Annotated in this window: 12 protein-coding genes and 1 pseudogene; 9 read left to right on the top strand and 4 right to left on the bottom strand. The window is 61.9% G+C overall.

Annotated elements, in window-relative coordinates:
• Positions 1-80: 80 nt before the first annotated feature.
• Complete coding sequence (locus tag K6N12_RS21525) at positions 81-1718, bottom strand: ABC transporter substrate-binding protein (protein ID WP_097627810.1); 1638 nt, start codon at positions 1716-1718, stop codon at positions 81-83.
• A gap of 324 nt (positions 1719-2042) precedes the next feature.
• On the opposite strand from K6N12_RS21525, the gene K6N12_RS21520 reads away from it, so the two are divergent.
• From K6N12_RS21520 to pdxA, 4 genes are all read left to right on the top strand, one after another.
• Positions 2043-2963 (top strand): dihydrodipicolinate synthase family protein, encoded by a 921-nt coding sequence (locus K6N12_RS21520; RefSeq protein ID WP_097627811.1) that lies wholly within the window; start codon positions 2043-2045, stop codon positions 2961-2963.
• Positions 2960-4144, top strand: a complete 1185-nt coding sequence (locus tag K6N12_RS21515; RefSeq protein WP_097627812.1) for a sialidase family protein — start codon at positions 2960-2962, stop codon at positions 4142-4144. The genes K6N12_RS21520 and K6N12_RS21515 overlap by 4 nt, the downstream gene beginning before the upstream one ends.
• A 352-nt stretch (positions 4145-4496) precedes the next feature.
• Positions 4497-5630 carry an iron-containing alcohol dehydrogenase gene (locus tag K6N12_RS21510; protein WP_097627813.1) on the top strand — a complete coding sequence of 378 codons (1134 nt, stop codon included), beginning with the start codon at positions 4497-4499 and terminating at the stop codon, positions 5628-5630.
• A gap of 14 nt (positions 5631-5644) precedes the next feature.
• Positions 5645-6631 carry a 4-hydroxythreonine-4-phosphate dehydrogenase PdxA gene (gene pdxA / locus K6N12_RS21505; protein ID WP_097627814.1) on the top strand — a complete coding sequence of 329 codons (987 nt, stop codon included), beginning with the start codon at positions 5645-5647 and terminating at the stop codon, positions 6629-6631.
• A 56-nt stretch (positions 6632-6687) separates the two neighbouring features.
• Here pdxA and K6N12_RS21500 read toward each other — a convergent pair whose 3' ends face one another.
• Both K6N12_RS21500 and K6N12_RS21495 read right to left on the bottom strand, forming a co-directional pair.
• Positions 6688-7170, bottom strand: coding sequence for an RES family NAD+ phosphorylase (locus K6N12_RS21500; protein WP_097627815.1), 483 nt, complete (start codon positions 7168-7170; stop codon positions 6688-6690).
• Positions 7167-7598, bottom strand: a complete 432-nt coding sequence (locus tag K6N12_RS21495) for an antitoxin Xre-like helix-turn-helix domain-containing protein (RefSeq protein WP_097627816.1) — start codon at positions 7596-7598, stop codon at positions 7167-7169. The genes K6N12_RS21500 and K6N12_RS21495 overlap by 4 nt, the downstream gene beginning before the upstream one ends.
• A 49-nt stretch (positions 7599-7647) precedes the next feature.
• Here K6N12_RS21495 and K6N12_RS21490 point away from each other — a divergent pair.
• From K6N12_RS21490 to K6N12_RS21470, 5 genes and pseudogenes are all read left to right on the top strand, one after another.
• Positions 7648-8572, top strand: a pseudogene (locus tag K6N12_RS21490) (alanine--tRNA ligase-related protein).
• A 243-nt stretch (positions 8573-8815) separates the two neighbouring features.
• Entirely contained in the window at positions 8816-9829 is a 1014-nt protein-coding gene (locus K6N12_RS21485; RefSeq protein WP_097627817.1) for a sugar ABC transporter substrate-binding protein, read from the top strand.
• A 62-nt stretch (positions 9830-9891) separates the two neighbouring features.
• Complete coding sequence (locus tag K6N12_RS21480) at positions 9892-11442, top strand: sugar ABC transporter ATP-binding protein (protein ID WP_097627818.1); 1551 nt, start codon at positions 9892-9894, stop codon at positions 11440-11442.
• Positions 11432-12451 carry an ABC transporter permease gene (locus tag K6N12_RS21475; protein ID WP_097627819.1) on the top strand — a complete coding sequence of 340 codons (1020 nt, stop codon included), beginning with the start codon at positions 11432-11434 and terminating at the stop codon, positions 12449-12451. The genes K6N12_RS21480 and K6N12_RS21475 overlap by 11 nt, the downstream gene beginning before the upstream one ends.
• A 2-nt stretch (positions 12452-12453) precedes the next feature.
• Entirely contained in the window at positions 12454-13458 is a 1005-nt protein-coding gene (locus tag K6N12_RS21470; RefSeq protein WP_097627820.1) for an ABC transporter permease, read from the top strand.
• 23 nt (positions 13459-13481) lie between these two features.
• Here the strand turns inward: K6N12_RS21470 and glpK are convergent, their stop codons facing one another.
• Complete coding sequence (glpK, locus tag K6N12_RS21465) at positions 13482-14984, bottom strand: glycerol kinase GlpK (protein ID WP_097627821.1); 1503 nt, start codon at positions 14982-14984, stop codon at positions 13482-13484.
• Positions 14985-15067: the final 83 nt, after the last annotated feature.

Below are 15067 nucleotides of genomic sequence, written 5' to 3'. Positions count from 1 at the left end.
ACAGATCGCATCTCTTCTTGAAATTTGCGCGAAGACCTTGCGGCCTTCGCGCGTTTATCGCCAGGAACGATAGTTCCGATTCAGCCGATCGAAATGTTCCACGGCTCGACGATCTGCCAGTCGAGGTTCTTGTCCAGACCCTTGACCTCCTTGGTAGCCCAGCGCGACATCGCCTGAGAATACCACGGGATGAAGGCCCAATCGTCGCGGAACGCCTTCTGGGCTTGCTGGGCGAGAGCGATGCGCTGCGGATCGTCCGCGGCCTTGGTCGTCGCCTCGGCAAGGGCGCTGTCGACCTTGTCGTTCTTGTATCCGCCGAGCTTGTTCTGCGCGTTCGACGAGGTCGAGGCAATGCAGCCCGCCAGGTAGGAGACGGCATCGGGAACGCGGGTGCCGACGTCATCGCGGAAGATCTGGACCGAGTTCTGGTCGGGGCCGGCATAGGCGTCCTGCTGCGGCTTCATGTCGACCGCAGTGATACCGAGGTTCTGGCGCCACTGCTCGGCGATGAACTGGGCGGCGGCCTGAATGGCCGGCGCCGAGACGCCGACGAACATGATCTTCGGCAGGCGCTCAGGCCCGCCATAGCTCGATTCGGCAAGCAGTTTCTTGGCGGCTGCCGGATCGTATGGAAAGGGCTCGAAGCCGGAATTTTCGGCGCCCGGGACCGAGTTGAGGATCTGGTCGGCCTTCTTGTGCGGTCCATCCGGATAGGACGCCTTGAACAGGCCGTCGCGGTCGACGGCCATGATCAGTGCCTGGCGGACCTTCGGATCGTCCATCGGTGCGCGCGAGATATTAAACCAGAAGTGCTGGCTGGTCGGGATCAGCGGACCGGCCGAGAATTCCGGGCCAAGATCCTGGATGATCGTCGAGGTGACGAGTTCGGTATGGGCGTTGAACTCGCCGGATTTGATCAGCGATGTCGCCGTCACATTGTCTTCGATCGAGGTGACCTCGATACGGGCAAGCTTCGGCTTCGGCCCGAAGAAATTCTCGTTCGGCTCGAAGGTCAATTTGCCGGCGTCGATATCGATGCTCGTCAGCTTGAAGGGGCCGGAGAAGACCGGCTTGCTGTCGGGCTTGTACCAGTCGATGATCTCCTCGCCGTCACTGCCGCGCGACTGCGAGGCCTTGGTGATCGGCGCGATATGGTTTGCCAGACGCATGAAGAAGATCGGGTCGGCCGCAGCCAGCGTCACGACGACCGTTCCCTCGTCAGGTGTTGCGACACCGGTCAGCTCCTTGCCGGAGCCGGCGGCGATTTCAGCGTAGCCCTTGACCTTGCTCAGCACCTGGTCGGCGCGCTGGCTCTTGGTGTTCGGCATCGAGGCAACTTCCCACGATCCCTTGACATCGGCCGCGGTGATCTTGCTGCCGTCGGAGAAGACGGCCTTGGGGTCGATTTTGAAGGTCCAGACCGTATTGTCGGCCGATTCCCAGCTGGTGAAGACGTAAGGCTTTATATTGCCCTGGCTGTCGAAATACATCGGCGCCGCCCACCAGATCGAATTCCAGCGGAAGGTTCTGCCGCCGCCGCGCAGCGGCGACCAGTCCTGATCGAAGGCCGGATGTGCGACCTTCAGGACCTGGCCTTCATCGGCCATCACGATGCGCGCATTCATCCCGAATACGGTGAGGCCGACGCCGGCCGCCAGACCGAGCTTCAGTGCGTTGCGACGCGATAGATTGGTATTATCAGATGGATCAAAAGACATGGCATTCCCTCCCAGGTGAATTCGGCAGCGCTCTCCCTGCACCTGCCAGGCGCAGCACAATCCGTCTCATATCGTTCTCTCGTTATTGTAAATATGTCAACAAAAAATCGCATTTTTTGCTGCAATAAAATTTAACTCGAAAAATATCACTGCAATATCAGCGAGATAATTTTTGCATTCGGCATGAATGCATTTTGTCTTCTTGACAAAAGTGCTGCAATGGAAAAGTTCTTAGCACTCCATCGCAGATGCATGACAATCGGATGCGCAGCCGGACGGGTTGAACACGGATCGGCGAGATAGAACACGCCGAAGGAGGGGAAAATGAGCCATCACAGGATCACAGGCGTATTCAGCGCGGCCGCAACGCCGCTGACGGCTGACAATACGCCGGATCTCGCGCTTTTCATCGACCATTGCAGGCAACTGCTGGCCGAGGGATGTCACGGCGTGGCCCTGCTCGGCACGACGGGCGAGGCCAATTCCTTTTCCGGAGCGGAGCGCCGCGCCATATTGGAGGCGGCTGTGAAGGCGGGCATTCCAGCAGACAGGCTTTTGCCCGGCACCGGCGTCGTCGCCATTCCGGAAACCGTGGAACTGACCCGGCACGCGTTGTCGCTCGGTGTCACCAAAGTGGTGATGCTGCCGCCCTTTTATTACAAGGGCATCTCCGACGACGGCCTCTTCGCTGCCTACTCACAGGTTCTGGAAAAAGTCGCCGACACGCGTCTGCAGGTCATTCTCTATCATATCCCGCAGGTTTCGGGTGTTCCGCTCACCATTCCGCTGATCGGCCGGCTGATTGCGGCCTTTCCGGAAACGGTCGTCGGCATCAAGGAATCTGCCGGCGATTTCAATAACATGCAGGCCATTATCGCCGCCTATCCCAGCTTTTCGGTGCTGGCGGGCGCCGATCCGCTGCTGCTGCCGCTGATGAAGGCCGGCGGCGCCGGCTGCATCACCGCCACCTCCAATCTGGTGGCGGATTCGCTGCGCACCGTCTATGACCATGTCCGTGACGAGGCGCGCGCCGCCGATGTCGAGGCGGCGCAGGCGCGCATCAACGCCTATCGCACGCTTTCTAATTCCTACGTCCAGATCCCGACCATCAAGGCAATGGTGGGGCTGAAGACCGGCAATCCCGCCTGGAAGCGCACCCGCGCGCCGCTGATGCCGCTGAGCGAGGCGGATTACGCCGCACTCGCCGAAAGCTATGCCAAGCTGCCTTGGGGAGATCCGCGATGAATTTTACCGGCCTGCCTTCCGAAGCCGTGCCCGATTTGATGACCGGGGTCATCACCGCTCATCCCTCTGTCGCGGGCCGTGCCGATGCCTATCTGCCCTCGCCCTGCATCCAGAACCACGCGGCAAATCTCGCCTTTCTGCGCGACGGCACGCTGAGCTGCGTCTGGTTCGGCGGGACGATGGAGGGCATGGGCGATATTTCGATTTACATGTCGCGGCTGGCCCCGGGCTCCGAGCGCTGGTCGGAGCCTGAGAAGATGAGCGACGATCCGGAGAAATCCGAGCAGAACCCATTGATTTTCAATGCTCCGGACGGCAAGACTTGGCTGCTCTATACCTCGCAAACCTCGGGCAATCAGGACGGTTCCGTTGTCAAATGCCGCCTATCGGATGACGGCGGCAAAAGCTTCGGCCCGGTCAAGATCCTCTGCGACAGCCCCGGCACATTCGTTCGCCAGCAGATCGTCGTCAATGGCAAGGGCGACTGGCTGCTTCCGGTCTTTCGCTGCGTCGGCCTTAGCGGCCAGCGCTGGAGCGGCGATGCCGACACCGCAGCGGTGCTGATCTCGCGGGACGGCGGCGCGAGTTGGCAGATGCGCGATATTGCAGACAGCATTGGCGCCGTGCACATGAACATTCTGCCGCTCGACGGCGACGACATGATCGCCTTCTACCGCAATCGTTTCGCCGAGAGCATTCTTTCCAGCCGATCGTCCGATGGCGGCGAAACGTGGAGCGCGCCCGAGCCGACCGAACTGCCGAACAACAACTCCTCGATTCAGGCCACGGTCCTAAATGATGGAGCGATTGCAATGGTTTATAACCATTCGAATGCAAGCACATCGGATGCTCGGCGCCAGTCTCTCTATGACGAAATCGAGGGCGGCGAGACAGGAGAGGCCACTGTTGTCGCCGATATAGGCCGCAAAGCGGTCTGGGGCGTTCCGCGGGCGCCGCTCAGCCTTGCGATCTCCAGGGATGGCGGCAAGAGTTTTCCGCATCGCGTCGATCTCGATACCGGCGACGGTTTCTGCCTCAGCAACAATTCGAAGGATTCGCTGAACCGCGAATTCTCCTATCCCTCGGTCATCCAAGGCAGCGACGGCGCGCTGCATATCGCCTACACCTACTACCGGCGCGCCATCAAATATGTGCGTCTCGCTCCGCAATCGCTGCCCTGAACCACGTGGCAGCGGGAAGATTGTAAACCTGCATCCGATCGCGTGCGAAAGGATGCGGGGCCGCCGGCGTGAGACTGGCTCAGCGCCAGGAAATTGACAAGAGAGGTGCGCCCGCGAATGGCCGTCCGGCCCTTCGTGCTCAAAAAGGTATTTCCATCGCCTGACATACTTAACAAACTGATATTACTGTATATTATGACGCAGTAACGCCGCTTGAAAACGTTTGCCGACCATATGCCTAACGATAAAAATTTCCGCGTCTTGGAATGCCAGCTTGACATTGATCTTACAACTTTACAATAAAGAGGGCGACGACATTGTTGCCGCTAGATCTTGCAGGGAGGACTGGTTCATGGCCAGCTTGGATTCGCCGATCACGATCGTTCGGCCGCATCTGATCGAATTCGGCATCGGCACGGCGGGCAAGCTCGGCAAATGGGCTGCCGAAAAAGGCTATAGGCGCACGCTTGTCATCTCCGACGCTTTCAACGCCTCACGCATCGACGTGCTGGAACTCACGGGCCAAGTCGCCGTCTTCTCTGAAGTGACACCCGAGCCGGATACGGCCAATCTCGAAAAGGTGCTCGCGGCGGCGAACGGCGCCGATGCCGAGCTGATCGTCGGCTTCGGCGGCGGCAGCGCCATGGACCTGGCAAAACTTGCCGCCGTTCTTGCCGGCTCCGCGCAGACGCTGCATGATGTCGTCGGCCCGAACAAGGTGCATGGGCCGCGAAAGGTAGCGCTCGCCCAGGTGCCGACGACTTCGGGCACCGGCAGCGAGGCCGGCATCCGCGCGCTGGTCACCGATCCCAGGACGATGGCGAAGCTTGCCGTCGAAAGCCTGCACATGCTGGCCGACATCGCCGTCATCGATCCCGCCTTGACCTTTACCGTGCCGGCGCGCACCACGGCTGCCACCGGCGTCGATGCCATGGCTCACTGCGTCGAGGCCTTCACCAACCGCAAGGCCCACCCGATGGTCGATATCTATGCGATCGAGGGAACGCGACTGGTCGGCAAATATCTCGCCCGCGCCGTCAAGGATGGCAACGACGCCGAAGCGCGCGCCGGCTTGTCGCTTGCCTCGCTTTACGGCGGCTTCTGTCTCGGCCCGGTCAACACCGCCGGCGGCCATGCGCTCGCCTATCCACTCGGCACGCGTTGGCATGTGGCGCATGGCGCGGCGAATGCGCTGATCTTCCCGCATGTGCTTGCCTTCAACACGCCGTCTGCGCCTGAGAAGACGAAAGCGGTGATGGAGGCGCTTGGGTGCCAGACCTCTGACAACATCGCATCCGTCTTCGATGCGGCCTACGCTTTCTGCGCCGAGCTCGGCATCGAGATGAAACTTTCCGCCCTCGGCGTTCCGGAAAGCGACCTCGACGCCATGGCCGACGATGCCTTTGCCATCCGCCGCCTGCTCGACAACAATCCGCGCGATCTCACGCGCGCCGACATTCGCTCGATTTACACAGCCGCGTTCTAGAAGGGGTTTTGACGATGGACAGGAATGCGAAAGTCGCAGTGACGCTCGGCGATCCCGCCGGCGTCGGTCCCGAGGTGATCGTCAAGGCCTTGGCGGCCCTTCCGAGCCAAGAGCGCCGCGATTTCGTCATCGTCGGCAATGTCGAAGCGCTGGAGCGCGCCAACCGCGTCAGCGGCACCGGGCTGACATTCCGGCCTGCAGATGCCGGCGGCAATGACAGGATTGCCGTCGATGAAGTTGCGCTCGGCGCGGCCCTGCCGGAGATCGGCAAGGTGAGCCCCGTCGCCGGCGACGCCTCGGTGCGCTATATCACCCGCGCCGTCGATCTCGCCATGTCAGGTCAGGCCGATGTCATCGTCACCGCCCCGATCAACAAGGAGGCGATGAATCTGGCCGGCCACCACCATGACGGCCACACCGGGCTTCTCGCCCATCTCACCGGTTCGAAGAGCTCCTTCATGCTGCTTGCCTCCGAACGGCTGAACACCATCCATGTGTCGACCCATATCTCGCTGAAAGGCGCAATTGAACGCGCCAAGACCGAACGGGTTCTCGCCACCATCGAAGCCGGCCACGGGCATTTCCTTCGTCTCGGCAGGAAGGCGCGCATCGCCGTTGCCGGCCTTAATCCGCATTGCGGCGAAAACGGCCTCTTCGGCACCGAAGACATGGAATTCCTGGCACCCGCCGTCGAGCAGGCGCAGGCTAAAGGCATTGACGTCGTCGGCCCGATCTCCGCCGATACGGTGTTCGCCCGCGCCTATAACGGCGCCTTCGATCTCGTCATTGCCCAATATCACGATCAGGGCCACATCCCGATCAAGCTCGTGGCCTTCGAGACGGCGGTCAACGTCTCGCTCGGCCTGCCAATCGATCGCGTCTCGGTCGATCACGGCACCGCCTTCGACATCGCCGGCACGGGAAAAGCCAACCACGTCAACATGCTCTCGGCCATCGCCTATGCCCGACTAATGGCGCGCGCTCCGCGGCAGACGGTGTGATCCCAACATTGTAAAGGGTGACGGCGCGGAAGGGCGCGATTGCGACCGACACCCCATCACATGCCGAACAGACGGCGATCCCAGAAAACGGGTTGGTGGAGGCTGACCGTGATCGATCGGAATTCCGGGTGGGCCGGATTGATCAGCACGTTCCGGTCGACGCGGGCGACGACGCTTGGCACCAGCAGGATGGCGCTGCGCTTCTCCTGGCACCACTTTTCGCCGAAAGCCTTGCTGACAGAAGCCGGCATACTGTCCCAGCCAGGCAGCGCCGGCTCTGACAAGACCTCGTAGCTGAGCCCGCGCGGCATGGTGATCGTGACATAGTGCTGGTTGGGCGGCAGCCTACCGCTGCCATGGACGAGCTTTTCGAGCAGCGCCGTCGAATAGTGCTCGCTCGTATAGATGATCGGGCTGCCCGAGGTGTTCCACCGTCCCGGCGCGATAGTCGAGCCGGTGGCATCGAAGATAGGGTAGGTTCCGTTGGGATCGCCGATGCGGACGGATGTCAGCGTTCGGTCAAGAAGCTGTGCGCTCACGCAGCGCTGCCGTATTTCAGGCTTCCAAGGATATCGAGCACGAGCTCGCCGCCGATCTCGCTCTGGATGACGACATCGATCGGCCGCCTGTCCTCCAGCATCGCATGCGGGCGAAACAGGAAATCCCGCGCCTCCGCCTCGGTCTGCCAGACATCGAGCGCCAGCCCCCAGACCCGCGCGAGACGGGCGAGCCTTATGCCCTCGTCGGAGGAGAGCCGATGCTTGGACTTGCGCCGCTCATAAGTGGCCTTGGGAACGAGCTTGTATTTGAACTGGGTGTCATCAGGCGCCAGAAGCAGCGCCATGCGGTCTAGCGCCTTGACCGGCAATCCCGCCTCGATGCTGGAGAGCAGGCCGAAGGCCGAGCGCGACGCCGGCTCCCTGGAGGGTAGCCCGAGAACATCGGCAACGGCAGCAAATCCCATCATGACAATGGCTCCTTTTCACTTGAGGTTATATTTAGTCTCAAGTGGCCCAATGATCAAGACCGTGATTTGCCGAGTTGCCGATGGAGACGGATTGCCGCGCGTGCGGGAGATCGCTATCTTCCCGGAAGGCACACGAAAGACGAAGGAGGCTGCCTATGTCACCGCGGGACGCCTGATCCAGCACTATGGAGACTTCTGCCTTTTCAAGGGCATCGATTTCACACGCATCGCATCCGTACGGCCGCATGGTAACACCACGCTCTTCTGCAGCGCCGGCATGCAGCAATATAAACCCCTCTTCTCCGATCCTTCCTACATTGGAACTGTCGCAAACAGCCAGGCCTGCCTGCGCATGGGCGACCTCGACGAGATCGGCGATGGAACGCATCTTCTGCACTTCACCATGCTCGGCCTTTTTCTCCTTCAGGGAAATGACCGTCGGCAACGCCATCGATTTCTGGCTCGAATTTCTGGGAACGCTGGGGCTCGTGCCGGATCATGTCACGATCCATCCCGATCGCCTGATGGAATGGACGCCGCTCTATCGCGGAGGTGTGGCCATAGTTGCAGATCCGGAATGCACCTGGAGCGATGGCAGCATCAGCGGATACTGCACCGAGTTCTACAAGCATGGCGTCGAGACCGGACATCGTCAATCCGCTCGGAACCTGCATCGACGTCGGCTTTGGCGCCGAACGTCTCAACTTGATCGTCAACGGGACGCAGCAAGACGATGCACGATCGTGCAACGCGGCTACCGGCCGGGCAACAAGGAGCAGGGATACGTCCTGCGAAAGCTGCTCCGCCGCATCCACAAGATCGGCGGCACGCTCACCGAAGAGGTCGAACGCCAGAAGCGGCTACGCGCAAAATATCTGCGCCTGCGTGACCGTCACGCCGAGATGAGTCCCGACTGGTGGTTCGACACCCACGGCATCGACTTTTCCGAACTCGGCGAGACGCTTGACGAATAGCTTGAACAAGGCCGTCCGGGCACGGGAGGCCTTCCCTCACGCGAAAGCGTCCATTTTCCGGCGACGTTCGTCGCCGCCATTATCCCATGTCCCGCACCATCAATCGTTGCGGCAAACCCGGCCAGGAAAAGTATGCCGTCCGCTCACTCTTTTTCTTAGAGAGCGACTTTTTGGAAATTCCTTTCTCCTCATTTCCATTAGTCTACTTAATTTATAGAAATTATTTAATCGGAGAGAGTGGTCATGAGCATTGAAAAGTCCGGAAGCCGATTCGGAAGACGAGACCTGTTGAAACTGTCCGCGGCGGCCGGGGTCGCCGTCGCCGGCGCTTCGCTGGTCGGGCAGAAGGCGGTTTTGGCAGCAGACGAAGAGCTGTCGCTGAAAGGCAAGCGCATCGCCATCAGCGCGACCGGCACCGATCATTTCTTCGACCTGCAGGCCTATAATGCCCAGATCGAAGAGGTAAAACGCCTCGGCGGCGAGCCGATCGCCGTCGATGCCGGGCGCAATGACGGCAAGCTGGTGTCGCAGTTGCAGACGCTGATCGCCCAGAAGCCGGATGCGATCGTTCAAATCCTCGGCACGCTCAGCGTTATCGACCCCTGGCTGAAGAAGGCGCGTGACGCCGGTATCCCGGTTCTGACCGTCGACGTCGGCTCGACCAACTCGATCAACAATACCACCTCCGACAACTGGGGCATCGGCAAGGACCTGGCGCTGCAGCTCGTCTCCGATATCGGCGGCGAAGGCAATATCGTCGTCTTCAACGGTTTCTACGGCGTCACTCCCTGCGCGATCCGCTATGACCAGCTGGTCAATGTCGTCAAATATTTCCCGAAGGTGAAAATCCTCCAGCCGGAACTGCGCGACGTCATCCCGAACACCGTGCAGGACGCCTTCACCCAGATCACCGCAATCCTTAACAAATATCCGGAAAAAGGTTCGATCAAGGCGATTTGGTCGGCCTGGGATATTCCGCAGCTTGGCGCAACCCAGGCTTTGGCGGCGGCCGGGCGGACCGAGATTCGTACCTACGGCGTCGATGGCAGCCCCGAGGTTCTGCAGCTTGTCGCCGATCCGAATTCGCCGGCCGGCGCCGATGTCGCCCAGCAGCCGGCGGAAATCGGCCGCACCGCCATCCGCAACATCGCCAAGCTGCTCGCCGGCCAGACCCTGCCGCGCGAGACCTATGTTCCGGCGCTCATCGCCAACAAGGCCAATGTCGGCGAAGTCACCAAGAAACTCGGCATCGGCTGAGCTTGTCTGATGGGCGATCCAGCCTCGCTGGATCGCCCCGGCAGGATGACCGGAGAAATCGTATGACGGCCATTTCCTTGAAGCAGCCGGTGACGGCGAGCGACGACATCATCCGCTTCGAAGGCATCGTCAAACGATTCGGGGGCGCGCAGGCGCTGGCCGGTGCGTCGCTGATCGTCAGGCGCGGCACCATTCACGGTCTCGTCGGCCAGAACGGCGCCGGCAAATCGACGCTGATCAAGCTGCTGGCCGGCCTTCACCAGCCCGATGACGGCCGGATCGAAATCGAAGGACAGATATTCGACAGGCTGACGCCGCATCTTGCCGAAGAACTCGGCATCCACTTCATTCACCAGGACCGGCTGCTGGTGCCGACATTCACCGTCGGCGAAACCCTCTTCCTCGGCCGGGAACCGCGGATATCAGGCACGCCCTTCCTCGACCGGCGTCTGATGCAACGACGCGCATCCGATATTCTCAACGAATATTTCGGTCTCCGTCTGCCGAACGGCACCCTGATCGGCGAATTGTCGACCGCCGAAAAGCAGATCGTGCAAATCACCCGCGCTCTCCTCAATCAGCCGAAGGTGCTGATCTTCGACGAGCCGACGGCCGCCTTGGTGGCCCGCGAGGCCGATATCCTCTTCCGGCTGATCCGCCGGCTGCGCGACGAAGGCGTCACCATCATCTATATCTCGCACTATCTGAACGAAATCGAAGAACTCTGCGACCAGGTCACCGTGCTGCGCAACGGGCTTGATGTCGCCTCCTTGCCGATCAGGGACACGTCGGCCGCAGCGATTGCCCGGCTTATGGTCGAGCGCGACATCGAGGAGATGTTTCCGAAGCCTGAGGTGACGCCGGGTGAGGAGATCCTCAAGGTCGAGCAGCTGTCGGCGCGGGGAAAATACAGCGACATAAGCTTCACGCTTCGCCGCGGCGAGGTGCTCGGCCTCACCGGCCTGCTCGGCTCCGGCGCAAAGGAGCTGGTTCGCACCCTCTTCGGGCTGGAGACACCCGTTTCCGGCCGCATCGAAATCAACGGCAAGCCTGCCCGTTTCGCCAATCCAACGCAGGCAGCCGGTCGCGAAATCGCGCTGGTACCGGAAGATCGCCGCCGCCACGGCGTCGCGCTCGACCTCAGCGTCGCGGAAAATATCAGCCTCTCCAGCCTTGCCCGCTTCACGCGTTTCGGCTTTCTCGATCGCAGACGCGAGCAAAGCGAGGTCGAGGCGCTGATTGGGCGGCTCCAGGTGAAAACCAATGGCCGCGATGCTTTGCTGCGAACGCTCTCGGGCGGCAACCAGCAGAAGATCGCCATCGCCAAATGGCTGAGCCGCCGCTCCGAGGTCTATCTCCTCGACGAGCCGACTGTTGGAGTCGATATCGGCTCCAAGGTCGAGATCTACAGGCTGATTGGCGAACTCGCGGCGCGCGGCGCCGGCGTTATCGTGCTGTCTTCGGATCTGCCGGAACTCGTCGGCATCACCGATCGCATCCTCGTGCTCTTCCGCGGCCGCGTGGCGCGCGAATTCATCTCGTCGGAAACCAGCGCGGATGCCGTGTTGGCGCAATCGACCGGATCATCTAAGGGACAGCGCCATGTCGGCTGAAATTGAATTCGCGCCTTCCGGTTTTGCCGCTGCTGAGCCGCCGGCCCGGCCGGCCGGCAATCTTGCGGCTGCGACTTTGCGCTTCGGATCGCTCATCGCTTTTGCCGCCATCCTGGCGATCTTCTCGTTGACCGCGCCCTATTTCCTCAGCATCGGCAATATCGGCAACGTGCTTGGCCAGTCGGCCATCTCGGGCGTGCTTGCCATCGGACTGACGGTCGTGCTGATCGCCGGCGGCTCCAATGTCGTCACCGGCGGCATCGACCTGTCGCTGGCGGCCAATATGGGCCTCAGCGCCGCCGTTTATGCCAGCCTGACGCAACTTGGCTATGGCGATGCGACAGCGATCGCGGCATCGCTCCTTACCGGCGCGCTGATCGGCTCGGTCAATGCCATTGCCGTCGTCTATGCTGGCATTGTGCCGCTCCTCGCAACGCTTGCCGTCATGAATATCGTCGCCGGCCTGGAACTGGTGCTGACCGGCAATACCGTCCTGCCGGCCTCGACGCCCTTCCTATCGGCGCTTTCGGCTTCGGATCCTTTCGGCATACCGGTTCTTGCCTATGTGCTCCTCGGCTTCACGGCCATTGCGGCGGCGATCGTGCAATATACGCCGCTTGGCCTGCATCTTTATGCCGTCGGTGAATTTCCTGATGCGGCGCGTGCCGCCGGCCTGCCGCTTCGCCGCCTGCTCGCCGGCGCCTTCGTCGCCAGCGGCCTTTGCGGCGGCATCGCCGGCATCCTGTCCGCTGCCTATCTGAGCGGCAGCACGACCGGTGCCGGCGAGATGCTGCTGCCTGTCGTCGTGACGGCCCTGCTCGGCGCGGTTTTTTCGCGCCGACTGGTTCCGACGGTCACAGGAACGCTGCTTTCGGCGTTGCTTGTCGGCTTCCTCACCAACGGCTTCCAGCTGCTGAACATATCGAGCACGCTCGTCAGCGGCGTCCAGGGCGTACTCATTCTCATCGTCGTTTCCGCGACCACGCTGCTGCGCCGGCAGGAGACCTGACCATGTCGCTCCAGACCCCTACCCCCGCCACAACGACAGGCCTGCGGCGCCTTATCACCGGCGGCCTGTTGCGCTATGGGCTGATCCTCGCGCTGATTGCGGTCTTTGCCGCCTTTTCCGCGGCAACGCCGACATTCCTGACGCTTGCGAACCTGCAAAGCATCCTGGTCAATAACTTTACGCTGCTTGTCATCGTCTCGATTGCCATGACCTTCGCGGTCGCGTCGGGCGGCATCGATCTTTCGGTGGGCACGGCGATGGATTTTGCGAGCTTCGCCTTCGTCTCACTCGTGCTTGCCGGACAGCCGGTGGCGATCGCCGCGATCGCGGGGCTGGCGGCCGGAGCGTTCGTCGGCGCCTTCAACGCATTTCTGATCTCCGGGATCGGCGTGTCGCCGTTCCTGGCAACGCTCGGCACATTGTTCATCGGCCGCAGCGTCCAGCAATTGCTGACCAATGGCGGCAATCCGGTCTATCTGCCGCCGAACGGCGTGCCGGAAGCCTTCCGCTTCCTCGGCCACGGTGCGATCGGCGGCTTTCCCACGCCGCTTGCCATTGCCATTGTCGTCATCGCGGCCGTCGCGGTCGTTTTTGCCCGTACACGGTTTGGCCGCGTCATTCTGTCGATCGGCATCCAGCCGGGCGTCGTGCGTTATTCCGGCATCGCAGCACCGGCCCATGTCGCGGTGACCTTCATCCTGGTCGGGCTGATCGCGGCGATCGCCGGCCTGATCCTGACCGCGACCGTCACCACCTACATCCCCTCCTCGGGCAATGCCTTCCTGCTGAACGCCATCGGCGCGACATTCATCGGCACGACGCTCAGCCCGCTCGGACGGCCGAATGTCGCCGGCACCGTTCTCGGTGCGCTGCTGCTCGGGATCGTCGCCAACGGGCTGCTGCTGACCGATCTGAATTTTTACTGGCAGCAGGTCGGCACGGGAACGCTGATCTTCGCGGTGCTGGCTCTCAGCTTCATCAACAGGAAAGCCGCCGGCAGCGTATAAGAGAAAGCCATACGGGACAGGTGTCAGCCCGCCGAGGCGTCCGAAATCATCCGGGAGACGGCATTCTTCCAGCCGATGATCTTGGCCTGCCGTTCGCCCTCTTCCATCGCGGGGCTGAAGCGGCGGTCGCAGGCCCAGGCCTGCGCAAAATCCCGTCTGCCGGGCCAGATGCCGGCTTTCGAGCCGGCAAGCCAGGCGGCACCCAGCGCTGTCGTCTCGCGGATCGCCGAGCGGTCGACGGGATTTCCGGTCATGTCAGCCAGGCACTGCATCGTCCAATCCGAAGCCGCCATGCCGCCATCGACGCGCAGCACGGTTTCCAGCTGGTTGACGCCCCAGTCCTTCTTCATCGCCACCAGCAGGTCGAGTGTCTGGTAGGCGACAGATTCGAGCACGGCGCGGGCAAATTCCGCCGGTCCGCTATTTCGCGTCAGACCGAAGATCGCGCCGCGCGCTCCCGGATCCCAGTAGGGCGCGCCGAGGCCGGTAAAGGCGGGGACGATATAGACCTGCTGCCCCGGATCGGCTTTGGCCGCAAGCACGCCCGCCTCCGACGCCTGGCCGATGATGCCGAGCCCGTCGCGCAGCCATTGCACGGCGGCGCCGGCGATGAAGATCGAGCCTTCGAGTGCATAGGTCGTCTCGCCGTCGAGCCGGTAGGCAATCGTCGTCAGCATCCGGTTGGATGAGGAAACACGATCCCTGCCGGTGTTCAGCAGGGCAAAGCAGCCGGTGCCATAGGTGGATTTCATCATGCCGGGCTCGAAGCAGGCATTGCCCACGGCCGCCGCCTGCTGGTCGCCGGCGACGCCGAGGATCGGAAGCTCCGCGCCGAACAGCGCCTTGTCGACACGGCCGAAATTATCGGCGCATTCCCGGACTTCGGGAAGCATCACGGCCGGGATGCCGAGAATGCCAAGCAGCTCCTCGTCCCAAACGCCGTCGTCGATATTGTAAAGGAGGGTTCGCGACGCGTTGGTCGCATCGGTGGCGTGCACACGACCATCAGTCAGATTGTAGATCAGCCAGCTGTCGATCGTGCCGAAGCAGACCTCGCCCGCCTCCGCCTTCTCCCGCAGGCCGTCGACATTGTCGAGCAGCCAGCGCAGTTTGGTTCCGGAGAAATAGGGGTCGAGCAGCAGGCCGGTCTTGGCGCTGAACAGCTTCTCATATCCGTCGGCCTTCAGGCTCTCGCACATTTCGGCCGTGCGCCTGTCCTGCCAGACGATCGCCCGGTGAAGCGGCGCGCCCGACCGTCGGTCCCAGACGACCGCCGTCTCGCGCTGGTTGGTGATGCCGATCGCGGCAATGGCAGCGGCATTCGTGCCGGCATCGGCAATCGCCTTGCGCACCGTATCGACGACGGACTGCCAGATCTCAGTGGCGTCATGCTCCACCCAACCGGGCTGCGGGTAATATTGGGTGATCTCCGCCTGGGCCGAGGCGGCCATTTTCATGCCGCCATCGAAGATGATCGCGCGCGACGACGTCGTGCCCTGGTCAATTGAAAGAATATAGCCGCTCATATCCGTCTCCGGCTCGCACGAAACCGCTCCGCCCGGCAAGGAGGGCGGATGCGGAGATTTCATGAGAGAAAGATTGTGGGTGC

It is taken from the genome of Rhizobium redzepovicii, assembly GCF_019793435.1.
Classification (GTDB): Bacteria; Pseudomonadota; Alphaproteobacteria; order Rhizobiales; family Rhizobiaceae; genus Rhizobium; species Rhizobium redzepovicii.
Note: the sequence above shows the minus strand (reverse complement) of the source record. Positions and strands in the feature narration are given on the sequence as shown.